This window comes from Mycobacterium sp. 1482292.6 (assembly GCF_001672995.1).
GTDB lineage: Bacteria > Actinomycetota > Actinomycetes > Mycobacteriales > Mycobacteriaceae > Mycobacterium > Mycobacterium europaeum_A.
Genome location: NZ_LZKV01000020.1, coordinates 1 through 21,344 on the forward strand (window position 1 = coordinate 1; position 21,344 = coordinate 21,344).

Here is a 21,344-nt window from a genome sequence, read left to right on the forward strand (position 1 = left end):
GGTGCGGCTGGGCCAAATCCAGCCGCCCGGAAAGAAATTCATGAACGCGGTCGACTGGGCGCGCGGGGCGCGGCGGGCCGGCGGTCGCGCTGCTGCGGGCGCGGCGGCTTGCGCTCCGGCCGCCCGCGCCCCGGCCTGTCGCGGCCGGTGGTCATGTCGCCCGCACCGCCGGCCCCAGCCGCGCGACCGCCGGCCGCCGCGCCGGCCGCTGGACCCGGCCCGCGCCGCCGCGTTCGACGTGCTCCGGGCGGTCAGCGAGCGCGACGCGTACGCGAACCTGGCCCTGCCCGCACTGCTGCGCGAACGCGGAATCACCGGCCGGGACGCGGCTTTCGCCACCGAGCTGACCTACGGCACCTGCCGCAGCCGGAGCCTGCTCGACGCCGTCATCGGCGCGGCGGCCGGACGCTCGCCGCAAGCCATCGACCCGGTGCTGCTCGACCTGCTGCGGCTCGGCGCGTATCAACTGCTGCGCACCCGGGTCGACGCGCACGCCGCGGTGTCCACCACCGTCGAGCAGGCGGGAATCGAATTCGACTCGGCGCGAGCGGGTTTCGTCAACGGGGTGCTGCGCACCATCTCAGGGCGCGACGAGCGGTCCTGGGTTGCGGAGCTGGCGCCAGACCCGGTGCAGGATCCGATCGGGCATGCCGCGTTCGTGCATGCGCACCCCCGGTGGATCGCCCAGGCGTTCGCCGATGCCCTGGGCGCCGCCGCGACCGAACTCGACGCGGTGCTGGCCAGCGACGACGAACGGCCCCAGGTGCATCTGGCCGCCCGCCCCGGCGCGCTGACCGCCACCGAGCTGGCCGAGGCGGTCGGCGGCACGGTGGGCCGCTATTCGCCCTACGCGGTGTACTTGGCCGGTGGCGATCCCGGGCGGCTGACGCCGGTGCGCGACGGCGCCGCGCTGGTCCAGGACGAGGGCAGCCAGCTGGTGGCCCGGGCGCTGACGCTGGCCCCGGTCGACGGGGACGGCGGCCGGTGGCTGGACCTGTGCGCCGGCCCGGGCGGCAAGACGGCCCTGCTGGCCGGGCTCGGCGCGGCCTCGGGCGCCCGCGTCACCGCGGTGGAGCCGGCGCCGCGGCGCGCCGATCTGGTGGTGGCGAACACCCGCGGCCTGCCGGTCGACGTGCTACGGGTCGACGGTCGGCATACCGATCTCGAGCCGACCTTCGATCGCGTGCTCGTCGACGCCCCCTGCACCGGTCTGGGAGCGCTGCGCCGCCGCCCGGAGGCCCGGTGGCGGCGTCAGCCCGCCGACGTGCCGACGCTCACCAAGCTGCAGCGCGAGCTGCTGGGGGCGGCGATCGCGCTGACCCGCCCGGGCGGCGTGGTGCTCTACGCCACCTGCTCGCCACACCTGGCCGAAACCGTCGGCGTGGTCGCCGACGCGCTGCGCCGCCACCCGGTGAGCGCGCTGGACACCCGGCCGTTGTTCGAGCCCATGGACAAGGGAGCCGACCTGGGCGACGGGCCGCACGTCCAGCTCTGGCCGCACCGGCACGGCACGGATGCGATGTTCGCGGCCGCGTTGCGCCGCGAAGCGGGGTAGCGGGGACGCCACACGATGGACACTGTCGCGGCCGCGAGGCGGGGTAGCGGCACGCGCCGGATGTGAAGCGGGCCGCGCGGCTCAGTAGTCTGGCGCTCATGCCTCGCAACATCGCGGGACCTTTGATCGCGCCGTCGATCCTTTCCGCTGACTTCTCCCGGCTCGCCGACGAAGCCGCCGCCGTGACCGGCGCCGACTGGCTGCACGTCGACGTGATGGACAACCACTTCGTGCCGAACCTGACCCTCGGGCTGCCGGTGGTCGAGAGCCTGCTGGCCGCCACCACCATCCCGATGGACTGCCATCTGATGATCGAGGACCCGGACCGCTGGGCGCCTCCCTACGCCGAGGCGGGGGCCTACAACGTCACCTTCCACGCCGAGGCCACCCAGAATCCGGTCGGCGTGGCCCGCGACATCCGCGCCGCCGGCGCCAAAGCGGGCATCAGCGTGAAGCCGGGGACCCCGCTGGAGCCCTACCTGGAGATCCTGCCGCAGTTCGACACCCTGCTCATCATGTCGGTGGAGCCCGGTTTCGGCGGCCAGAGCTTCATCCCCGAGGTGCTGAGCAAGGTGCGCACCGCGCGCAAGCTCATCGAGGCGGGGGAGCTGACCATCCTCGTCGAGATCGACGGCGGCATCAACGCCGACACCATCGAGCAGGCCGCCGAAGCCGGCGTCGATTGCTTCGTCGCCGGGTCTGCCGTGTACGGCGCCGAGGATCCGGAGGCCGCGATAGCGGCCTTGCGACGCCAGGCGGCCGGCGCCTCCCCGCACCTGCGTCGATGACGGCGCCGGCGGGCGAGGGCCTTGACGCCGCAATGCGTTTGGCGATCGACCAGTCCAACCACGTCAAGGGGACCACGTATCCGAACCCGCCCGTGGGGGCGGTCATCCTGGACGCCGGCGGTGAGGTCGTCGGCGTCGGGGCCACCGAACCCGCCGGCGGCGATCACGCCGAGATCCTGGCGCTGCGCCGGGCCGGCGAACTGGCCGCCGGCGGCACCGTCGTCGTCACCCTCGAGCCGTGCAACCACTACGGCAAAACCCCGCCCTGCGTGAACGCCCTACTGGACGCGAAGGTGGGCACCGTGGTGTACGCCGTCGCCGACCCCAACCCGGAGGCCGCCGGCGGGGCCGCGCGGCTCGAGCAGGCGGGCGTGACGGTGCGTTCCGGCGTGCTGGCCGACGAGGTGACCGGCGGCCCGCTGCGCGAGTGGCTGCACAAGCAACGCACCGGGCTGCCGCACCTGACCTGGAAATACGCCGCCAGCGTCGACGGCCGCAGCGCGGCCGCGGACGGTTCCAGCCAATGGATCTCCAGCGAGGCCTCGCGGGTGGACCTGCATCGGCGCCGCGCGGCGGCCGACGCGATCGTGGTGGGCACCGGCACCGTGCTGGCCGACGACCCGGCGTTGACCGCCCGGCTGCCCGACGGCTCACTGGCCGGCCGGCAACCGCTGCGGGTGGTCGTCGGGATGCGTGAAATACCTTCGGAGGCAAAGGTTCTCAACGACGATTCGCGAACCATGCTGATCCGCACGCACGACCCCATGGAGGTGCTCAAGGCCGTCGCGGACCGCACCGACGTCCTGCTGGAAGGCGGCCCGACCCTCGCGGGTGCCTTCCTGCGGGCCGGGGTGGTGAACCGGATCCTGGCCTACGTCGCACCGACCCTGCTGGGCGGTCCCGTCACTGCGGTCGACGACGTGGGGGTGACCACGATCGCGCGGGCGCTGCGCTGGCATTTCGACGCCATCGACCGGGTGGGGCCCGACGTGGTGCTCAGCCTGGTGCCGCGCAGGGGCTAGCGCTCTCCCAGCGAGACGGCTTGCGGCTCAGCGATTTCCGGCTCCTCGGCGTGTTCCTTGCGGCCGCCGATCAGCAGGCCCAGCAGCGCTCCGGCGATGCAGATCACGACGGTGGCCGAGAAGATGTCGCCGTACATCTGGGCGAAGGCCTTGAGGTACATGGTGCCCTGGGCGGCGATGCGCTCCAGCAACGTGGCGTTGGGCGGGATCGCGGCCGTCAGGCCCGCCACGATCTGGTTGAACCGGTACAGGCCCCACGCGCTGAGCGCGGCCACGCCGATCAGCATGCCGGTCATCCGGGCCACCACCACGGCCGCCGAGGCGATGCCGTGTTGGGCGGACGGCACCACGCGGAGCGCGGCGGAGGTCAGCGGCCCGATCACCAGGCCGAGGCCCACCCCGGCGACCAGCAGGTCGGCGTGCAGCGCGGGCACGCTGAACACCCCGAAGATGTTGTGCTTCTGGCTCATGACGTCCTGGCGCCAGAAGTGGATCAGCCAGTAGCCGTAGGCCGCGATGAGCAGCCCGACGAAGGTCATGATCCGGTCGCCGACCCGGGTGGCGATCCACCCACCCAGCACCGCGCCGATCGGCAGCGCGATCAGGAACCACAGCAGCAAGCCGGCGGCCTGCGTCTGGGATTGCCCCAGCACCCCCTGGCCGAACAGCTCGACGTCGACCAGCGTCACCATCAGCGCGGCACCGGCGAACAGCGAGGCGCCCAGCGCGGCCAGGAACGGGCGGAAGTGCACGCCCGCCGGCTCGATCAGCCGGGTGCGCGCGAACCGCTCCCAGATCAGGAACAGCACGGCGACCACGACCGCGCCGATGACCAGCGGCAGTCCGTAGCTGGGCAGGATCTGCTTGCCGTCGGGTTGCGGGTTGTACAGGCCGATCACGGCGAGGCCCAGGGCGACCGCCAGCAGCACACCGCCGACCAGGTCGACCTTTTCGGGCTCCTCCACCCGCTCGTGCGACGGGAGGCTGAACTGGATCATCACCATGGCGATCAGCGTCAGCGGGACGTTGATCCAGAACACGTAGCGCCAGTCGTGGAACAGGAAGACGATGAAGATCCCGTACAGCGGGCCCAGCACGCTGCCGAGCTCCTGCGCGGCCCCGATGCCGCCCAGCACGCCGGCGCGATTGCGCTGCGCCCACAGGTCGGCGCCCAGGGCGAGGGTGACCGGCAGCAGCGCGCCGCTGGCCACGCCCTGGATGGTGCGGCCGCCCACCAGGAGGTGGAAGTCGCCCCAGTGACCGGCCAGCGCGGTGACCACCGAGCCGACGATGAACAGCGCCAGGCTGACCTGCAGCACCAGCTTGCGCCCGAACCGGTCGGAGGCCCGGCCCAGCAGCGGCATGGCGGCGATGTAGCCCAGCAGGTACATCGTGATGATCCAGGTGATGCGCTGCAGCTGGTTAATCGGGATGTGAACGTCGGTCATGATGTCGCGCATGATCGTCACGACGACGTAGGCGTCCAGGGCGCCCAGCAGGACCGCCAGGCTGCCCGCGCTGATCGCTACGCGGCGCCCGGTGTGGCGCCCGGCCGGGGCCTCGGTCTCAGCGGTCACGAGCTCACCGGGGGCTTGGTGACCTGAACCTGCTCGCCCCAGTTGGACAGGGTGATCTGGGCGGAGTTGCCCGAACTCTTCTGCAGGTTGGCCTGGACCAGCTGGTGGTCACCGGACTCCTGGATCCAGACCGTGCTCGGCACCGGTTGCGTCGCGTTGAACTGCGGAACGATCTTGTTCACCGCGTCCGCCGAGACGTTTCCGCTGATGCGAATGGTGTTCTGCCCGTTGATGTTGTCGCGGCCCTCGGCCTTGGCGTTGGTGAAGTTGGCCAGCGCGTTGCCCAGCCCACTGTCGGGGTTGAGCAGCACCGAGACGTCATAGACGTCGGCGGCCTTGCCGAAGTCGCTCCACTTGTTCGGGGTCAGGGTGGCGTACAGGGTCCCGTCGAGCACCACGAAGTTGGCGTCGATGTCGGACCCGCCCAGGGTGATGGTGGCGTTTCCCTGTGCGGCGGTGGCCGGTGCCGTGGTGAGGTCACCGGTCAGCGTCTTGATGGGCAACCCCTGGATCTTGCCCTGGACGCTGAGCGCGATGTGCGCGCTCTTCACGTTCTTGGTGGCGTCGGCCGACTGCTTGACCAGGGTCGTGGCGTCGGGAAGCGGTGCGCCGCTCTGCTTTGAGCCCGACGAGCAGCCGGCGATCAAGGCGGTGGCGAGGGTCAGGGATGCGATGACGGCCGATAGACGGCGGCGGGTCTGCATACTCTGCATCGTAGAGGGTGCCGGTGACTGCCCTGACGAACGCGGGGTCCCGGTGTCGCGCGGGCGCCGGTGTTTGCCCTGCTCATCCGCCTGGGAGTGGGCCAATTAGCCTAGGGGGATGTTTACCGGGATTGTCGAGGAACTCGGCGAGGTGACGGCTCGCGACGTCCTTTCCGACGCGGCGCGGCTGACCATCCGCGGCGCGGTCGTGACCGCCGACGCGGGCCACGGCGACTCGATCGCCGTCAACGGCGTCTGCCTGACCGTCGCCGAGCTGTTGCCCGGCGGTCAGTTCACCGCCGACGTGATGGCCGAATCGCTCAACCGGTCCAACCTGGGCGAATTGCAGGTCGGCAGCCGGGTGAACCTGGAGCGCGCCGCGGCCGTCAACAGCCGGCTGGGCGGGCACATCGTGCAGGGCCACGTCGACGGGACCGGGCGGATCGTGGCGCGGACCCCGTCCGAGCACTGGGAAGTGGTGCGGATCGAGATGCCCGCCGAGGTGGCCCGCTACGTCGTGGAGAAGGGCTCGATCACCGTCGACGGGATTTCGCTGACGGTGTCCGGGCTGGGCAGCGAGCCGGGGGACTGGTTTGAGGTCTCGCTGATACCCACCACCCGCGAGTTGACCACGTTGGGCAGCGCCCCGGTCGGGACGCCGGTGAACCTGGAAGTCGACGTCATCGCCAAATACGTCGAGCGGTTGATGACCCGCTGACCGGAGTTGTCCCGCCGGCACGCTCTCCTGCCGACCACCGGGTGATCACCTGACCGGCGAAGTCGAGCATCCGGTCAAGGCTGGGGAACATCGCGAAGGCATCCACGATCGCCTCGTCGGCTCCGGAGGCGGCGAGGCGCTCGAGCTTGTCGACCACAGCGGCAACGGACGTGCCCGGTTCGAGGTTGATCCGCATGGCCGTCTTCAGCGCGTCCGGATCGCGGCCGGCGTCCCGGGCCGCACGGCGCGCGATCGACCACAGGTGGTCGGTGACCTCGTCCTGCAGCCCCTCGACCCCGAGCCAGCCCGTGCCGCTGCGGCCGACCCGGCGCATGGCGGCCTCGCTGGCACCGCCGATCCAGATCGGCGGGCCGCCGGCCTGGACCGGGCGCAGGTCGGCGTGGACCGGCGGCAGCGTGAAGAACTCGCTGTCCCAGGACACCGGGGTGGTCGTCCACCACTCGCGCAGGAACGCCAGCAGGTCGTCGAGCATCCGCCCGCGCCGGTGCCAGTCCGCGCCGCGGGCGATGTCGTGTTCGTCTTTCATCCACCCGAGTCCCACGCCGATGTCGAGGCGGCCGTCGCTGAGCACATCGAGCGTGGTCAGCAGGCGGGCCAGGTGCACCGGCTCGTAGTAGAAGGTGCTGAGCGTGCTGGCGTTCAGCCGCACCCGGCTGGTTGCGGTCGCGGCGACCGTCCAGAGCAGCACCGGATCGAGGTACCGGGTCATCTGCGGCGGGTAGGGCTGCTCTTTGCCCGGATAGGTGCTGTGCATGTCGACCGGCGTGACCAGTCGATCGCCGACCCACAGCGTGTCGTAGCCCAGGTCCTCGAGTCCGCGGCAGAACGCGCTCAGGCCAGCGGCGCCGCTGACGGCGGGCCCGACGATGGGGAGTGCGAAACCTAGCTTCATCGGATCATCCTTTCGATGATGTATCAACCATTACCCGGGCGCTCAGCCGGGAACCGTGGCGCCGAGGGCGAAGTTGAAATTTCCGACCCCGTGGCGGGCCAGGCCCATCACGACCAGGCCCGTTCCTTCCAGCCAGTGCGCCATGTTCAGGCCGCCGACGTCGAGCGGGCGCAGCCCGAGGCTCTCGATGAACTCCGCCACCCGCGCCTTGGCGGGCGCGTCGTCGCCGGCGATGAACACGTCGAGCGGCCGACCCTGGGCCAGGACAACGCCGAAGACGGTGTTGAACGCCTTCACCACGCCGGCGCCGGCCGGGGCCGCCTTGGCGACTTGCTGTGCGACCGAGGTGCCATCGGGAATGGCCAGTCCGTCGGCCGCGGGGTTGAAGGGATTGCTGATGTCGACGATGACCTTGCCCACGAGGGCGTCTCCGTACTGCTCGACGACCGGAACGACGTTGGCGTACAACAACGAAACGATGACGATGTCGCCGGCCGGAACGGCGCCGAACTCTCCGGTCGTGGCGCCGCCCCCGAGGGCCTTGGCCAGGTCGGCCGCCTTGGACTCGTCGCGGCCGATGATCTCGACGCTATTGCCGCCCGCTACCGCCAGCGCGCCGATGGCGCGGGCCATGTTCCCGGTGCCGATGATGCTGATGCTGCTCATGAGGTGCCCGTCCTGACTTCCTAGAGAAAAGGTTGACGAGTCCACCTTATGGAGATTTGGATGACGCGTCAACTAATCTCCGATAACATGGGAACCGATGGAACCGAACTGGCTGAATCCCCGCGAAGACCGCGCCTGGCGGGCCTTCCAGCACGCGAATCATCAGCTCAGCGTGCACCTGAACCGGGGCCTGCAGGAATGGGGCTTGTCCGGCGCCGACTACCAGATCTTGGCGGTGCTCTCCGAGCACGACGGGGACCGCCTCCCCGCCCACGAGCTATGCAACACGCTGGGCTGGGAAAAGAGCCGTGTCTCCCATCAGGTGCGCCGCATGGAGCAGGACGGGCTGATCAGCCGGGAGCCCAACCCGGACGACGCCCGCAGCACCATGGTCTGCCTGCTGCCGGCCGGCCGCGCCGCCATCGAGAAGGCGGCGCCCGCGCACGTCGAGGACGTCCGCCGGAACTTCATCGATCTGCTCAGCCCGGCCGAGCTCGACATGCTCGCCGCCCTCAACGAACGGGTCTTACGCCACCTGGCCGAAGACGGCGACCCCTCGGCCGAAGCCGCGCCGTCATGACGACAGGCCGCTAGTCGCGGCGTCACGCGCCGCGGCAGCGGCCTGCCTTTGGATCAGCTGGTTGCTCGGCTGATTACACCGGACGCCAGATGGGGCCTTCCCAGTAACCCCAATGGTTCATGCCGGGATCCCAGACGATCTGGGCCCACGGCGCCCACGGTGGCGGCGGGGGCGGCGGTCCCGCCCACGGCGGAGCCCCGTAGCCGGCCGGGCCGCCATAGTTGTCGTCCCAGTCACGGCAGTTGTTCCAGTTCTGGTAAGGGCCCCAGCCCGGGTCCCACTGCTCGCCCGGGCACCAGTGGTGGTGATCCATGGGCGGCGGAGGAGGCGCCGCCGCGGCGGTGCCCGTGGCCAGTCCGAGTGCGGACATAGCCAAGCCGCCGGCAGCGAGCGCGCCGGTGCACAGCCGGGCCCACGGTCGTGTTTGTGTGTTGGTATTCATGGGGCAGTATTTACCCGCGATAATGCGGGCGAAACCCGGCTTTGTCGTTTGCTCATGTCAAATTTTGAGCACAGCCAACGCATATCTGGCGCAAAGGGTTTCGGTGTATAGGAGCTTTTCATCGGGTTATTTTTGGCACCAGGTGACGATATCGCGGGTCGGGCACACCATTTTGCCGGCCGCTTCCCTGTTTGCGGAAGGGCCCTCTCCTTCGCATCGCGCAGTTATCATTCCGGCGACGAATATCGCGGCGGCGCCGACGGCCAAGGGCGGCGAAAACTGTGATCCCGGCAACGATTACCAGGGTGCCGAGGCCCGCTCTGGCCCCGAGAGGCCGCGGGGATCCGTGGCGCCGAGATACGTGCGCGCTCATCGCAAGTGGTCAGGCGGTCGTGCCGCCGGCGCGCCCGGCGGTGCGGCGCGATCCGAGGCCGTCCCGCTGATCAAACCGCGGCAATAACCGCGCGGTCGCCGTGGTTCATACTGAATGCAACACGTGGGCTTCTCGTGTGAGCCGTTTCGACAGTGTTCCCGCCGGGCAGCGGGGACGGCGAGGTAGCAAAGATGACGAGGTTGGACTCCGTCGAAAGGGCGGTTGCCGACATTGCGGCCGGCAAGGCCGTCATCGTCATCGACGACGAGGACCGCGAGAACGAGGGCGATCTGATCTTCGCCGCCGAGAAGGCGACGCCGGAGATGGTGGCCTTCATGGTGCGCTACACCTCCGGATACCTCTGTGTGCCGCTGGACGGCGAGATCTGCGACCGGCTGGGGCTGCTTCCGATGTACGCGGTGAACCAGGACAAGCACGGCACCGCCTACACCGTCACGGTCGACGCCAGACGGGGTGTGGGCACCGGGATTTCGGCCTCGGACCGGGCCACCACGATGCGGCTGCTCGCCGATCCCACCAGCGTCGCCGACGATTTCACCCGGCCCGGTCACGTTGTTCCGTTGCGCGCCAAGGACGGTGGCGTATTGCGCCGCCCGGGTCACACCGAGGCCGCCGTCGACCTGGCCCGGCTGGCCGGGCTCCAGCCCGCCGGCGCCATCTGCGAGATCGTCAGCCAGAAGGACGAAGGCTCGATGGCGCAGACCGACGAACTGCGGGTCTTCGCCGACGAACACGACCTCGCCATGATCACCATCGCCGACCTGATCGAGTGGCGACGCAAACACGAGAAGCACATCGCCCGGATCGCCGAGGCCCGGATACCGACCCGGCACGGCGAGTTTCGTGCCATCGGTTACGCCAGCATCTACGAAGAGGTCGAACACGTCGCGCTGGTGCGCGGGGACATCTCGGGCCCGAACTCCGACGGTGACGACGTGCTGGTGCGGGTGCACTCCGAATGCCTGACCGGTGACGTGTTCGGTTCGCGCCGCTGCGATTGCGGGCCGCAGCTGGACGCCGCGATGGCCATGGTCGCCCGCGAGGGACGCGGCATCGTGTTGTACATGCGCGGCCACGAGGGGCGCGGCATCGGGCTGATGCACAAGCTGCAGGCCTATCAGTTGCAAGACGCCGGTGAAGACACCGTCGACGCCAACCTCAAGCTCGGATTGCCGGCCGACGCAAGGGATTACGGGATCGGCGCGCAGATCCTGGTGGATCTCGGGGTGCGCTCGATGCGGCTGCTGACCAACAACCCGGCCAAGCGGGTCGGGCTGGACGGGTACGGCCTGCATATCATCGAGCGGGTGCCGCTGCCGGTGCGCGCCAACGCGGAGAACATCCGTTACCTGATGACCAAGCGGGACAAGATGGGCCATGACCTGGCCGGACTGGACGACTTTCACGAATCCGTCCATCTGCCAGGCGAATTCGGCGGTGCTCTGTGAGCCCTGCCGAGGGTGTGCCGGAGGTTGCGCCGCTCGATGCGTCCGGCCTGCGCCTGGCCCTGGTTGCGAGCACCTGGCATAGCGAGATCTGCGACGCGCTGCTTGCGGGTGCCCGCAAGGTGGCCTCCGAATCGGGTATCGACGACCCGACGGTGGTCCGGGTGATCGGCGCGATCGAGATCCCGGTGGTCGCACAGGAACTCGCCCGCAATCACGATGCCGTCGTCGCACTGGGCGTCGTGATCCGCGGGCAGACACCGCATTTCGAGTACGTCTGCGATGCGGTGACCCAGGGGCTGACCCGGGTGTCGTTGGACACTTCCACGCCGGTGGCCAACGGTGTGCTCACCACCGACACCGAGCAGCAGGCCCTGGACCGGGCCGGCCTTCCGGAGTCGGCCGAGGACAAAGGGGCCCAAGCCACGCTGGCGGCCCTGACCACCGCGCTGACCCTGCGTGAGTTGCGCTCTCGGTCGTGACGTCGCCTTCGGACCGCGAGAGCTGGGATGCGGTGCTGCGTCCCCACCGCACACCGTTATTCGCCTACGGGGCGGCGTTCGTGATCGCCGCGGCGCACATCGCGGTGGGCGTGCTGCTCAAGGTGGGGTCCACCGGGGTGGTCTTTCAGACCTCGGACCAGGTGGCGATCGCGGTGCTCGGTCTGGTCATCGCCGGCATTGTGTTGTTGTTCGCCCGCCCACGGCTGCGCATCGGGCCGGCCGGCGTCTCGGTTCGAAACCTTTTGGGCGACAAGCTGATCGAATGGCCGGACGTTGCCGGGGTGTCGTTTCCGGTGGGTCACCGTTGGGCGCGCGTCGACCTGCCCGACGACGAGTACATCCCGGTGATGGCCATCCAGGCCGTCGACAAGGGCCGGGCGGTGGCCGCCATGGACACCGTGCGCTCGCTGCTGGCACGCTATCGACCGGACCTGCAGACACACTGAGCGCTGTACCATCAGCCGATGGCACTCCAGGCACGGGTGGCCGCGGTCCTCGCAGTTGCCCTGCTGACGCTCAGCGGATGCAGCGTGGTGGTGGGGGGACGGGCCGTCCGGGCGTCCGGCCAGCCCGCGGCAACGCCGACCACGACGGTCCAACGCCCGCCGGCGCATGCCCAAGACCTGCTGCTGCACAGTGGCGATGACACGCCGCTCGGCGCGGCCAGCGCGATCCCGGTGGGCGACAACTACTTCACCAGCGCCCGGCCACCGGACTGCTCGGCCGCGCTGCTGTTCGAGGGCTCGCCGCTGCGACCCGCCGGCGCCTCGGACCACGCCGAATCGGCGTACCAGTTCAGCGATCAGGCGACGTACGCCGAGTCGGTCGACATCTACGACAACGCGCTCGACCCCCGACACGAGGTGGTGAGTGATTTCGTCTCCGTCGCCCAGTGCCGGCACGACGCCGTGGGCATCTCCCCGTACGGCCAGGCGACGCCGATGCGGCTGAGCGGGTTCGCCACCCCATCCGAAGGCGTCCTGGTGTGGACGATGAACCAGCCGGCCTGGACCTGCGATTACGGTTTGGCCGTGCTGCCGCACGTGGCCCTGATGCTGTCGGCCTGCAACAACGCCCCTGGATTCCCCATGGCGGATTGGGCGGCGAAACGCCGGGCACAGGTCGACGGGCGCACCGCTTAGCCGCGGCGGCCCGCCGCCTGGTGATCTAACGCTGTGGTCGGGAAGCCCGAGCCGGAGGCACTCAGTACCGAGTGCAGTCCGTCATCATTTGCTGGAAAATGGGCAGGGCCTGCTGGGCCCCCTGGTTGTGCTCGATCGCGTGCAGCAGGTTCACCCGTTGATCCGGCGACGACGCCAGGTACTGCTGCAAGAACTGCTGGTTGGGCGGCGACTGGTCGAGGTACTGGGCGGCCATCGGGTTCTCCGCATGCACGGCCCGCATCGCCTGGTCGTAGCTACAGGTGGTGTGGATCATCGGACCGTAATCGGGATCGGCCGATGCGACCCCGGCACCAGCGGTCGACGCCAATGCCAGACCGCCCACCGTGACGGCCAGTTTGGCCAACGAGCGCTTCATCATTTACGGACTCCCTCCATTGCTCTGCCCCCACTCTAACGTTGAGCTAGAAGCTTGGTAGCCAGAACGGAAGCCGTCCAAACCGCCGCGACCGCCCGCGGGGCCCGTCACGGGTCGTCTACCTGCGCGGTTGATCCTTCTTCGGTCGGGTGGCTCCAGCTGCTCGGCAACAGCGGCAGGCCCGGGTCGGCGTCCGGCGCCGCGCCGCCGAGCGTGGTCAGGCCGGCGGGGGCGGCGTCGGCGTGCCGGGCGGTGCCGGCGAACCCGATGGGCCCCGCGCCCCGCGCCGAGGCCGTCGTCGCGGCGACGCCGGGATCGTCCGCGACCGAACCGGGGTCCAGGTACTCGTAGCGGTAGCCGGGGTCGATCAGACCCGGCCGGGGACGCCTGCGGAGCCGGGCCTGCTCCCGCCGGGCGGAGGCGGCCGGCGCCGCGCGGCCGGCTACTAGCCTGGATCTGTGCCCGATCCCGCCACCTACCGCCCCGCGCCCGGGTCCATCCCGGTCGAGCCCGGCGTCTACCGATTCCGGGATACCTACGGGCGAGTCATCTACGTCGGCAAGGCCAAGAGCCTGCGCAGCCGGCTGACGTCATACTTCGCCGACATCGCCAGCCTGCATCCACGCACCCGGCAGATGGTGACCACCGCGGCCAAGGTCGAGTGGACGGTGGTCAACACCGAAGTCGAGGCGCTGCAACTCGAATACAACTGGATCAAGGAGTTCGACCCGCGGTTCAACGTCCGCTATCGCGACGACAAAACCTATCCGGTGCTGGCGGTCACCCTCAACGAGGAGTTCCCCCGGCTGATGGTCTACCGCGGCCCCCGCCGCAAGGGGGTGCGCTACTTCGGGCCGTACTCGCACGCGTGGGCCATCCGGGAGACGCTGGACCTGCTCACCCGGGTGTTTCCGGCCCGCACCTGCTCGGCGGGAGTGTTCAAGCGGCACAAGCAGATCGATCGTCCTTGCCTGCTCGGCTACATCGACAAGTGCTCGGCACCGTGCATCGGCAGGGTCAGCGCGGAGCAGCACCGCCAGATCGTGGACGACTTCTGCGACTTCCTGTCCGGCAAGACCGACCGGTTCGCCCGGGAGCTGGAACAGCAGATGAACGCCGCGGCCGAGCGGCTCGATTTCGAGCGGGCCGCGCGGTTGCGTGACGACCTGGGCGCGGTGAAGCGGGCGATGGAAAAGCAGGCCGTGGTCCTCGGCGACGGCACCGACGCCGACGTGGTGGCGTTCGCCGACGACGAGCTGGAGGCCGCGGTGCAGGTGTTCCACGTCCGCGGCGGCCGGGTCCGCGGCCAGCGCGGCTGGATCGTCGAAAAGTCCGCCGACCCCGGCGATTCCGGCGAGGAACAGCTGGTCGAGCAGTTCCTGACCCAGTTCTACGGCGAGCAGGCCGAATTGGGCGGCGCCGCAGACGAATCCGTGAACCCGGTGCCGCGCGAGGTGCTGGTGCCCTGCTTGCCGTCCAACACCGACGAGCTGACCAGTTGGCTGTCCGGCCTGCGCGGATCCCGGGTGGTGCTGCGGGTGCCGCAGCGCGGCGACAAACGCGCGCTGGCCGAAACCGTGCAGCGCAACGCGAAAGAGGCGCTGCAGCAACACAAGCTGCGGCGCGCCGGCGACTTCAACGCCAGATCCGCTGCGCTGCAGAACATCCAGGAGGCCCTCGGCTTGTCCGAGGCGCCGCTGCGCATCGAATGTGTGGACATCAGCCACGTCCAGGGCACCGACGTGGTGGGCTCGCTGGTGGTGTTCGAGGACGGTCTGCCGCGCAAATCGGACTACCGGCACTTCGGGATCCGGGAAGCCGCCGGGCAGGGCCGCTCCGACGACGTCGCCTCCATCGCCGAGGTGACCCGGCGTCGCTTCGCCCGTCACCTGAGCGAGCAGAACGATCCGAATATGCTTTCCGCGGAAGGAAAGTCGCGCCGTTTCGCCTACCCCCCGAATCTGTATGTCGTCGACGGCGGTGCCCCGCAGGTCAACGCGGCCAGCGCGGTGCTCGAGGAACTCGGCATCACCGACGTCGCGGTGATCGGCCTGGCCAAGCGGCTGGAAGAGGTGTGGGTGCCCTCGGAGCCCGACCCGGTCATCATGCCGCGCAACAGCGAGGGGCTGTATCTGCTGCAACGCGTCCGTGACGAGGCGCACCGGTTCGCGATCGCCTACCATCGCAGCAAGCGATCCAAACGAATGACGGCATCGGTGCTGGATTCGGTGCCAGGATTGGGAGAACATCGCCGAAAGGCGTTGGTAAGCCATTTCGGATCGATAGCCCGCCTCAAGGAGGCCACCGTCGACCAGATCACCGCCGTTCCCGGCATCGGTGTGGCGACCGCCACCGCCGTCCTGGAGGCGCTGCGGCCCCAGCAGTCCCCCGATGAGTCCAGGGCGGCCCAATGACGGGGCCGGGCGAGTTCGCGGGCGGCCCCTCGGTGGACGCTCACCGAGACAACGGGGCCGGTATCGACGTCGTGCTGGTGACCGGGTTATCCGGGGCCGGGCGGGGTACCGCGGCCAAGGTGCTCGAGGACCTCGGCTGGTATGTGGCCGACAACCTGCCCCCGCAACTGATCACCCGGATGGTCGATTTCGGTCTGGCGGCCGGCTCGCGGATCACCCAGCTGGCGGTGGTGATGGACGTGCGGTCGCGCGGCTTCACCGGCGACCTGGACTCGGTGCGCACTGAGCTGGCCACCCGAAACATCGCCCCGCGCGTGGTGTTCATGGAAGCATCGGACGACATGCTGGTGCGCCGCTACGAGCAGAATCGCCGCAGCCATCCGCTGCAGGGCGATCAGACCCTGGCCGAGGGCATCGCCGCCGAGCGCCGCATGCTGGCCTCGGTTCGCGCCACCGCCGACTTGATCATCGACACCTCGACGCTGTCGGTGCGCGGCTTGCGCGAGACCATCGAGCGGGCGTTCGGCGGCGCCGCCAGCGCCACCACCAGCGTCACGGTCGAATCGTTCGGCTTCAAATACGGCCTGCCGATGGACGCCGACATGGTCATGGACGTCCGGTTCCTGCCGAACCCGCACTGGGTCGACGAATTGCGGCCCCGCACCGGGCAGGACCCCGCGGTGCGCGATTACGTATTGAGCCAGCCGGGCGCGGCCGAGTTCCTCGACGCCTACCATCGATTGCTATCTCTGGTCGTCGACGGCTACCGCCGGGAGGGCAAGCGCTATATGACGGTCGCGATCGGCTGCACCGGCGGCAAGCATCGCAGCGTCGCGATCGCCGAGGCGCTGGTGCAGTTGCTCAAGGCCCAGAAGGGCGAAGCCCAACTGTCGGTGCGGGTGCTGCATCGGGATCTGGGCCGCGAATGACCGAGCCGATGAACCGGGGCATCGTCGCGATGGGCGGTGGACACGGCCTGTACGCGACGCTGTCGGCGGCCCGCCGGCTCACGCCCTACGTGACCGCGGTGGTGACCGTCGCCGATGATGGTGGTTCTTCCGGGCGGCTGCGCAGCGAACTGGACGTGGTGCCGCCGGGTGATTTGCGAATGGCGTTGGCGGCCTTGGCATCTGACAGCCCGCACGGGCGACTGTGGGCGACCATCCTGCAGCACCGGTTCGGGGGCAGCGGGGCGCTGGCCGGGCATCCGATCGGCAACCTGATGCTGGCCGGCCTGTCCGAGGTGCTGGCCGACCCGGTGGCCGCCCTCGACGAGCTGGGGCGCATCCTCGGCGTCAAGGGCAGGGTGCTGCCGATGTGCCCGATCGCGCTGCAGATCGAAGCCGACGTCTCCGGTCTGGAAAGCGACCCGCGGATGTTCCGGCTGATCCGCGGCCAGGTGGCGATCGCGACGACGCCGGGCAAGGTGCGCCGCGTGCGGCTGTTGCCGGACAACCCGCCGGCGACGCGACAGGCCGTCGACGCGATCATGGCCGCCGATCTGGTTGTGTTGGGCCCCGGGTCGTGGTTCACCAGCGTGATCCCGCACGTGCTGGTGCCCGGGCTGGCGGCGGCGCTGCGGGCGACCACCGCGCGGCGCGCCCTGGTACTCAACCTGGTGGCCGAGCCGGGGGAGACGGCCGGGTTCTCCGTCGAGCGTCATCTGCACGTGCTGGCCCAGCATGCACCGGGATTCACCGTGCACGACATCATCATCGACGCCGAACGGGTGCCCAGTGAGCGGGAACGCGAGCAACTGCGCCGCACCGCCACACTGCTCTCTGCCGAGGTCCACTTCGCCGATGTGGCCAGACCTGGTACACCTTTACATGATCCAGGCAAGCTCGCGGCGGCCCTGGACGGGGTCCGGGCGGCCCACAAGGCTCCGGGAGCGTCTTCGGTCACGGCCACCGCGGATATTCGGGTCGACGGTGCAAGTGAGGGGTGACGACGCGTGGCGATGACGACCGAAGTCAAGGACGAACTGAGCCGCCTCATTGTGAAATCGGTCAGCGCCCGCCGCGCGGAGGTCACGTCCCTGCTGCGATTCGCCGGTGGGCTGCATATCGTCGGCGGCCGCGTCGTCGTCGAAGCCGAGGTGGACCTGGGCAACGTCGCGCGGCGCTTGCGCAAGGACATTTTCGAACTCTACGGATACAACGCCGTCGTGCATGTGTTGTCCGCCAGTGGAATTCGCAAGAGCACCCGGTACGTGTTGCGGGTCGCCAATGACGGCGAGGCGCTGGCCCGCCAGACCGGTCTGCTCGACAATCGCGGCCGCCCGGTGCGGGGGCTGCCGGCCCAGGTGGTGGGTGGCAGCGTCGGCGACGCGGAAGCCGCCTGGCGCGGGGCGTTCCTGGCGCACGGTTCGCTGACCGAGCCGGGGCGGTCCTCGGCCCTGGAAGTCAGTTGCCCCGGTCCGGAAGCCGCGCTGGCGTTGGTGGGTGCCGCGCGACGGCTCGGTGTCAGCGCGAAGGCCCGCGAGGTGCGCGGCGCCGACCGGGTGGTGGTGCGCGACGGCGAGGCGATCGGCGCGTTGCTGACCCGGATGGGCGCCCAGGACACCCGGCTGGTGTGGGAGGAGCGCCGGATGCGGCGCGAGGTCCGGGCCACGGCCAACCGGCTCGCCAACTTCGACGACGCCAACCTGCGCCGGTCGGCGCGGGCGGCGGTGGCGGCCGCGGCCCGGGTGGAGCGGGCGCTGGAAATCTTGGGCGACACCGTCCCCGACCATCTGGCCTCGGCCGGCAAGCTGCGCGTCGAGCACCGGCAGGCATCGCTGGAGGAGCTGGGCCGGCTCGCGGACCCGCCCATGACGAAAGACGCTGTGGCGGGCCGAATTCGGCGGCTGCTGTCGATGGCCGACCGCAAGGCGAAGGTCGAGGGCATTCCCGACACCGAGTCGGCGGTGACGCCGGATCTCCTCGAGGACGCTTAGGCCGGTGCCGATGCACACCGAAAGCGCGTCGTAGCGCGACCCGCCCTGGCAAAGTCGCGGGCGCGGCGCGGAGCTGTCGCGGTACCTGGGCCCGCAATGTCGGATCGGCCGGCAGTGACGATGGGCCTGCGCTGCGGACACGCCACCGTGAGTCACCCGCCGCCCCCTGCCGTGGCGAATTCTATGAATTGTATGATTTGTATAAGTTGGATATGAGCCGGCGCTTTCGATAGCGTTCTTCTGGACGAATTCCGGAACCGAAATAGCGGTTGGGTCCGGTCAAGCGCTGATTGATCGCGCTGCTCGTGTGCAGCAAATTCATAGAGATCGCATAATTTCTTTGAAAGCGCTATGAGTGCCGGGCGTATCGGCCGCACCGCCCCGAATATGTGCTCCACCACCTATTTCTCAGTGACTCCGTGCTTGCGGCCTCGTGCTGAGGGTCGCGCGTCGCGCCGCCGCGCAGTCCCTGTGGCTAAGGAATCCTGCGGCCAACGCAATTTGTGATACCGAGATTTTTATTCACCAATAGCCGCCCGGGGAACACCCCTTTCCGCTTTTCACCATCTATTCACCGGCTCGCCTTGCCGGATTTGCACGAGGTAGAGGGGTTTATCGGCGGCGTGCTTGCCGAACCGCCGACTCCCGGCGCTCGCAGCCCCGCGCGGCGGCACCGGCGAGCCCGGCCGATCTTGGCGAAGGGCGATTTCGTAACCACTGGCTAGTGTCTCGTCTACAAGACGACATGCCCGCCGCTCAGCAAACTCATAGCCGATGTGCTGGCGGCGGTACGGACTGGGCCGGCGGTGGCGACACGGCCGGAGGCGGAGGAATGCATGGATTTCGGGTCGTTACCGCCGGAGATCAACTCCGGCAGGATCTACTCAGGGCCGGGGTCGGCGCCGTTACTGGCAGCCGCGGCGGCCTGGAACGGGTTGGCAGCCGAATTGCATTCGGCCGCAGCGTCGTACGGTTCGGCAATCGCGGAGCTGCGCACCTCCTGGCATGGGCCTTCGTCGACGGCGATGGCCGGCGCGGCGGCACCCTTCATCGCGTGGCTCGACGGCACCGCGGTGCAGGCCGAGCAGACCGCCGCCCAAGCCACGGCGGCAGCGGCGGCTTATGAGGCCGTCTTCGCGGCCACGGTCCCGCCGCCGGTGATCGTGGCCAACCGGGCATTGTTGGCGTCGTTGATCGCGACCAACGTGCTGGGCCAGAACACTCCGGCGATCGCGGCCACGGAGGCCCAGTACGCCGAGATGTGGGCCCAGGACGCCGCCGCGATGTACGCCTATGCCGGCGCGTCGGCGGTCGCGACCCGGCTCAGCCCGTTCGGCGCGCCACCGACGACCGCCGACGCCAACGCGGAGGCCGACCAGTCGGCCGCGGTCACCTCCGCGCTGCAGTCGTCGACCGCCTCCGGCGTGGAATCGGCACTGTCAGAAGCGGTTTCGCAGGCTCCGGTCGCGGCGCAGGTGAACGCGACCGCGGTAACGGCGGCGGCTCAACTCCCGCTGAGCCTGACGGACATCACCGGGATTCTGAAGACCTTCAACAGCGTCATGGGCACCATCTCCGGGCCGTACACGCCGCTCGGCGTGGCGAACCTGGCGAAGAACTGGTACCAGATCGCCCTCAGCATCCCGAGCGTCGGGACGGGCATCCAAGGAATCGGACCCCTCTTGCACCCCAAAGCGCTCAGCGGGGTCTTGGCGCCGCTGCTGCGCAGCGATCTCCTGACGGGCTCGACCGCGCTGTCGAGTGCGGGCACGGTTTCGGCGTCCGCGGGCCGCGCCGGCTTGGTCGGATCGTTGTCGGTGCCGGCGAACTGGGCCTCGGCAGTCCCGGCGGTCCGGACGGTGGCCGCCGAGCTGCCGGAGACCATCCTGGACGCCGCCCCCGCGATGGCCGTCAACGGTCAACAGGGCATGTTCGGCCCGACTGCCCTGTCGAGCCTGGCCGGACGCGCCGTCGGCGGGACCGCGACCCGCGCCGTCGCCGGGTCAACCGTTCGCGTGCCCGGTGCCGTGGCGGTCGACGACATCGCGACCACGTCCACCGTCATTGTGATTCCGCCGAACGCGAAATAGGAAGGTGCGGCAATGGTTTTCAGCGATTTCGCAACGCTGCCACCGGAGGTCATCTCCACCCAGATCTATGTCGGCCCGGGCGCCGGGCCGCTGCTGGCCGCCGCGGCGGCATGGGACGGGCTGGCCGCCGAATTGCACGGCACCGCGGCTTCCTACGCATCGGTGATCTCGGAACTGGTCGGCGAATCGTGGCAGGGCTCATCGTCGGAGTCCATGGCCGCCGCGGCGGCGCCCTACGTGGCGTGGATATCGACCACGGCAGGCCTGGCCGAGCAGACTGCCGCTCAGGCCCGGGCCGCGGCCGCCGCCTACGAGGCGGCATTGGCGGCCACGGTGCCGCCGGCGGCTGTGGCGGCGAACCGCAGCCTGCTCGCCACACTGTTGCAGACCAACATCTTGGGGCAGAACGATGCGGCGATCGCGGCGACCGAGGACGAGTACGGCCAGATGTGGGCCCAAGATGTCGCCGCCATGTTCAGTTATGCCGCCGCGTCGGAATCGGCCGGTGAGCTGACGCCGTTCGAGCAGGCGCCGGCCACCACCAACGACGCCGGACCGGCGACCCAGGCGGCCGCCGCGGCCGCGGCGGAGTCGACGTCGCTGTCGTCCTGGTTGAAGGAGATCGAGGCCTACATCACCTCGCTCACCGGTCAATACACCCAGTTCTGGCAGAACTTGATCGGGGGCGCCACGGGGAGCACGGAGATAGCACCGTTCTGGGAGACGCTGTATTCGAGCATTTCGCAGATCGGCACTCAGGCGACGTGGACCAACGTCGTCAATGCCACCATCAGCCTTGGTGTCTCGCAGTGGAAGAACTTCTTCATCTATGCGCCGTGGAGCGCCGCGATGGCCAAATCGTCGCTGGGCGCCGGGCTGGCGTCGCCCAGCTAGCCGGCACCGACAGCTTGCCCACTGTTGGCGCGTTACCCAGCACCGCCGATACGGGCTTTGCCGCGATGCCGGCGGCGATGTGGCCGGGCGACGCCAGCCCGGCGCCCAGCGACGATTTGGCCATCGCGGCGCTCCACGGCGCATAGATGAAGAAGTTCTTCC

General features: G+C 69.5%; 21 protein-coding genes and 2 pseudogenes. 15 read left to right on the forward strand and 8 right to left on the reverse strand.

Annotation, left to right across the window (positions count from 1 at the left end; genetic code table 11):
- Positions 1 to 40: 40 nt before the first annotated feature.
- The 3 genes from A5624_RS01030 (at position 41) to ribD (ending at position 3,365) form a co-directional block, all read left to right on the forward strand.
- The gene (locus A5624_RS01030) at positions 41 to 1,555 is read left to right on the forward strand and encodes an RsmB/NOP family class I SAM-dependent RNA methyltransferase (RefSeq protein ID WP_369827426.1); all 1,515 of its coding nucleotides are present in this window, start codon (positions 41 to 43) and stop codon (positions 1,553 to 1,555) included.
- 98 nt (positions 1,556 to 1,653) lie between these two features.
- A complete protein-coding gene (gene rpe / locus A5624_RS01035; RefSeq protein ID WP_066860151.1) occupies positions 1,654 to 2,343 on the forward strand; it encodes a ribulose-phosphate 3-epimerase in 690 nt (229 codons plus the stop codon).
- On the forward strand, positions 2,340 to 3,365 hold the full coding sequence (ribD, locus tag A5624_RS01040; RefSeq protein ID WP_066860154.1) for a bifunctional diaminohydroxyphosphoribosylaminopyrimidine deaminase/5-amino-6-(5-phosphoribosylamino)uracil reductase RibD: 1,026 nt from the start codon (positions 2,340 to 2,342) through the stop codon (positions 3,363 to 3,365). Before rpe ends, ribD begins: the two co-directional genes overlap by 4 nt.
- On the opposite strand, the gene A5624_RS01045 is transcribed toward ribD, so the two are convergent.
- Both A5624_RS01045 and A5624_RS01050 read right to left on the reverse strand, forming a co-directional pair.
- Positions 3,362 to 4,942, reverse strand: coding sequence for an MFS transporter (locus tag A5624_RS01045; protein ID WP_066860157.1), 1,581 nt, complete (start codon positions 4,940 to 4,942; stop codon positions 3,362 to 3,364). The two genes, ribD and A5624_RS01045, sit on opposite strands and share 4 nt — an antisense overlap.
- On the reverse strand, positions 4,939 to 5,646 hold the full coding sequence (locus A5624_RS01050; protein WP_066860162.1) for an LppX_LprAFG lipoprotein: 708 nt from the start codon (positions 5,644 to 5,646) through the stop codon (positions 4,939 to 4,941). Before A5624_RS01050 ends, A5624_RS01045 begins: the two co-directional genes overlap by 4 nt.
- A gap of 118 nt (positions 5,647 to 5,764) precedes the next feature.
- On the opposite strand from A5624_RS01050, the gene A5624_RS01055 reads away from it, so the two are divergent.
- Positions 5,765 to 6,364, forward strand: a complete 600-nt coding sequence (locus tag A5624_RS01055) for a riboflavin synthase (RefSeq protein ID WP_066860165.1) — start codon at positions 5,765 to 5,767, stop codon at positions 6,362 to 6,364.
- Here A5624_RS01055 and A5624_RS01060 read toward each other — a convergent pair.
- Positions 6,327 to 7,277, reverse strand: a complete 951-nt coding sequence (locus tag A5624_RS01060) for a TIGR03619 family F420-dependent LLM class oxidoreductase (RefSeq protein WP_066860169.1) — start codon at positions 7,275 to 7,277, stop codon at positions 6,327 to 6,329. The genes A5624_RS01055 and A5624_RS01060 overlap by 38 nt on opposite strands.
- A 42-nt stretch (positions 7,278 to 7,319) precedes the next feature.
- Positions 7,320 to 7,943 carry an NADPH-dependent F420 reductase gene (locus tag A5624_RS01065; protein ID WP_066860171.1) on the reverse strand — a complete coding sequence of 208 codons (624 nt, stop codon included), beginning with the start codon at positions 7,941 to 7,943 and terminating at the stop codon, positions 7,320 to 7,322.
- Between the two features lie 97 nt (positions 7,944 to 8,040).
- Between A5624_RS01065 and A5624_RS01070 the strand changes: the two genes are divergently transcribed.
- Complete coding sequence (locus A5624_RS01070; RefSeq protein ID WP_066860174.1) at positions 8,041 to 8,523, forward strand: MarR family winged helix-turn-helix transcriptional regulator; 483 nt, start codon at positions 8,041 to 8,043, stop codon at positions 8,521 to 8,523.
- Positions 8,524 to 8,596: 73 nt separating this feature from the next.
- Here the strand turns inward: A5624_RS01070 and A5624_RS27060 are convergent, their stop codons facing one another.
- A complete protein-coding gene (locus A5624_RS27060) occupies positions 8,597 to 8,893 on the reverse strand; it encodes a hypothetical protein (protein ID WP_231997730.1) in 297 nt (98 codons plus the stop codon).
- Between the two features lie 636 nt (positions 8,894 to 9,529).
- Here A5624_RS27060 and A5624_RS01075 point away from each other — a divergent pair.
- Genes A5624_RS01075 through A5624_RS01090 form a run of 4 tightly spaced genes read left to right on the forward strand, consistent with a single transcriptional unit; the run spans position 9,530 to position 12,449 of the window.
- Positions 9,530 to 10,807, forward strand: a complete 1,278-nt coding sequence (locus A5624_RS01075; RefSeq protein ID WP_066860202.1) for a bifunctional 3,4-dihydroxy-2-butanone-4-phosphate synthase/GTP cyclohydrolase II — start codon at positions 9,530 to 9,532, stop codon at positions 10,805 to 10,807.
- On the forward strand, positions 10,804 to 11,286 hold the full coding sequence (gene ribH, locus A5624_RS01080; RefSeq protein WP_066860177.1) for a 6,7-dimethyl-8-ribityllumazine synthase: 483 nt from the start codon (positions 10,804 to 10,806) through the stop codon (positions 11,284 to 11,286). Before A5624_RS01075 ends, ribH begins: the two co-directional genes overlap by 4 nt.
- Entirely contained in the window at positions 11,283 to 11,753 is a 471-nt protein-coding gene (locus A5624_RS01085) for a PH domain-containing protein (RefSeq protein ID WP_066860181.1), read from the forward strand. The genes ribH and A5624_RS01085 overlap by 4 nt, the downstream gene beginning before the upstream one ends.
- Positions 11,754 to 11,771: 18 nt before the next feature.
- On the forward strand, positions 11,772 to 12,449 hold the full coding sequence (locus A5624_RS01090) for a hypothetical protein (RefSeq protein WP_066860183.1): 678 nt from the start codon (positions 11,772 to 11,774) through the stop codon (positions 12,447 to 12,449).
- Between the two features lie 61 nt (positions 12,450 to 12,510).
- Here the strand turns inward: A5624_RS01090 and A5624_RS01095 are convergent, their stop codons facing one another.
- Positions 12,511 to 12,849 carry a hemophore-related protein gene (locus A5624_RS01095; RefSeq protein WP_065074765.1) on the reverse strand — a complete coding sequence of 113 codons (339 nt, stop codon included), beginning with the start codon at positions 12,847 to 12,849 and terminating at the stop codon, positions 12,511 to 12,513.
- A gap of 104 nt (positions 12,850 to 12,953) precedes the next feature.
- Positions 12,954 to 13,379, reverse strand: a complete 426-nt coding sequence (locus tag A5624_RS28815) for a hypothetical protein (protein WP_369827427.1) — start codon at positions 13,377 to 13,379, stop codon at positions 12,954 to 12,956.
- Here A5624_RS28815 and uvrC point away from each other — a divergent pair.
- The 6 genes and pseudogenes from uvrC to A5624_RS01125 form a co-directional block, all read left to right on the forward strand.
- On the forward strand, positions 13,305 to 15,260 hold the full coding sequence (uvrC, locus tag A5624_RS01100; protein ID WP_066860186.1) for an excinuclease ABC subunit UvrC: 1,956 nt from the start codon (positions 13,305 to 13,307) through the stop codon (positions 15,258 to 15,260). The two genes, A5624_RS28815 and uvrC, sit on opposite strands and share 75 nt — an antisense overlap.
- Complete coding sequence (gene rapZ / locus A5624_RS01105) at positions 15,257 to 16,189, forward strand: RNase adapter RapZ (protein ID WP_066860189.1); 933 nt, start codon at positions 15,257 to 15,259, stop codon at positions 16,187 to 16,189. The genes uvrC and rapZ overlap by 4 nt, the downstream gene beginning before the upstream one ends.
- A gap of 8 nt (positions 16,190 to 16,197) precedes the next feature.
- A pseudogene (gene yvcK, locus A5624_RS01110) lies at positions 16,198 to 17,224 on the forward strand (uridine diphosphate-N-acetylglucosamine-binding protein YvcK).
- Positions 17,221 to 18,198 carry a DNA-binding protein WhiA gene (whiA, locus tag A5624_RS01115; protein ID WP_040631623.1) on the forward strand — a complete coding sequence of 326 codons (978 nt, stop codon included), beginning with the start codon at positions 17,221 to 17,223 and terminating at the stop codon, positions 18,196 to 18,198. Before yvcK ends, whiA begins: the two are co-directional and overlap by 4 nt.
- A gap of 836 nt (positions 18,199 to 19,034) precedes the next feature.
- The gene (locus A5624_RS01120; protein WP_066860196.1) at positions 19,035 to 20,288 is read left to right on the forward strand and encodes a PPE family protein; all 1,254 of its coding nucleotides are present in this window, start codon (positions 19,035 to 19,037) and stop codon (positions 20,286 to 20,288) included.
- 12 nt (positions 20,289 to 20,300) lie between these two features.
- Positions 20,301 to 21,176, forward strand: a pseudogene (locus tag A5624_RS01125) (PPE family protein); the annotation flags it as partial.
- On the opposite strand, the gene A5624_RS29390 reads toward A5624_RS01125, so the two are convergent.
- Positions 21,112 to 21,306: a hypothetical protein gene (locus tag A5624_RS29390; RefSeq protein WP_369827428.1), complete on the reverse strand. Its 195-nt coding sequence runs from the start codon at positions 21,304 to 21,306 to the stop codon at positions 21,112 to 21,114. The pseudogene A5624_RS01125 and the gene A5624_RS29390 overlap by 65 nt on opposite strands.
- Positions 21,307 to 21,344 lie beyond the last annotated feature (38 nt).

Excerpts from the sequence above, each read along its gene's own strand:
- whiA (WP_040631623.1), top strand. The coding sequence starts at position 17,221 with ATGACGACCGAAGTCAAGGACGAACTGAGCCGCCTCATTGTGAAATCG.
- A5624_RS01030 (WP_369827426.1), top strand. The coding sequence starts at position 41 with ATGAACGCGGTCGACTGGGCGCGCGGGGCGCGGCGGGCCGGCGGTCGC.
- A5624_RS01065 (WP_066860171.1), bottom strand. The coding sequence starts at position 7,943 with ATGAGCAGCATCAGCATCATCGGCACCGGGAACATGGCCCGCGCCATC.
- A5624_RS01050 (WP_066860162.1), bottom strand. The coding sequence starts at position 5,646 with ATGCAGACCCGCCGCCGTCTATCGGCCGTCATCGCATCCCTGACCCTC.
- A5624_RS27060 (WP_231997730.1), bottom strand. The coding sequence starts at position 8,893 with ATGTCCGCACTCGGACTGGCCACGGGCACCGCCGCGGCGGCGCCTCCT.
- ribD (WP_066860154.1), top strand. The coding sequence starts at position 2,340 with ATGACGGCGCCGGCGGGCGAGGGCCTTGACGCCGCAATGCGTTTGGCG.
- A5624_RS01070 (WP_066860174.1), top strand. The coding sequence starts at position 8,041 with ATGGAACCGAACTGGCTGAATCCCCGCGAAGACCGCGCCTGGCGGGCC.
- A5624_RS29390 (WP_369827428.1), bottom strand. The coding sequence starts at position 21,306 with ATGGCCAAATCGTCGCTGGGCGCCGGGCTGGCGTCGCCCGGCCACATC.
- A5624_RS01120 (WP_066860196.1), top strand. The coding sequence starts at position 19,035 with ATGGATTTCGGGTCGTTACCGCCGGAGATCAACTCCGGCAGGATCTAC.
- A5624_RS01090 (WP_066860183.1), top strand. The coding sequence starts at position 11,772 with ATGGCACTCCAGGCACGGGTGGCCGCGGTCCTCGCAGTTGCCCTGCTG.
- rpe (WP_066860151.1), top strand. The coding sequence starts at position 1,654 with ATGCCTCGCAACATCGCGGGACCTTTGATCGCGCCGTCGATCCTTTCC.
- rapZ (WP_066860189.1), top strand. The coding sequence starts at position 15,257 with ATGACGGGGCCGGGCGAGTTCGCGGGCGGCCCCTCGGTGGACGCTCAC.
- A5624_RS01060 (WP_066860169.1), bottom strand. The coding sequence starts at position 7,277 with ATGAAGCTAGGTTTCGCACTCCCCATCGTCGGGCCCGCCGTCAGCGGC.
- A5624_RS01055 (WP_066860165.1), top strand. The coding sequence starts at position 5,765 with ATGTTTACCGGGATTGTCGAGGAACTCGGCGAGGTGACGGCTCGCGAC.
- A5624_RS01095 (WP_065074765.1), bottom strand. The coding sequence starts at position 12,849 with ATGATGAAGCGCTCGTTGGCCAAACTGGCCGTCACGGTGGGCGGTCTG.
- A5624_RS01075 (WP_066860202.1), top strand. The coding sequence starts at position 9,530 with ATGACGAGGTTGGACTCCGTCGAAAGGGCGGTTGCCGACATTGCGGCC.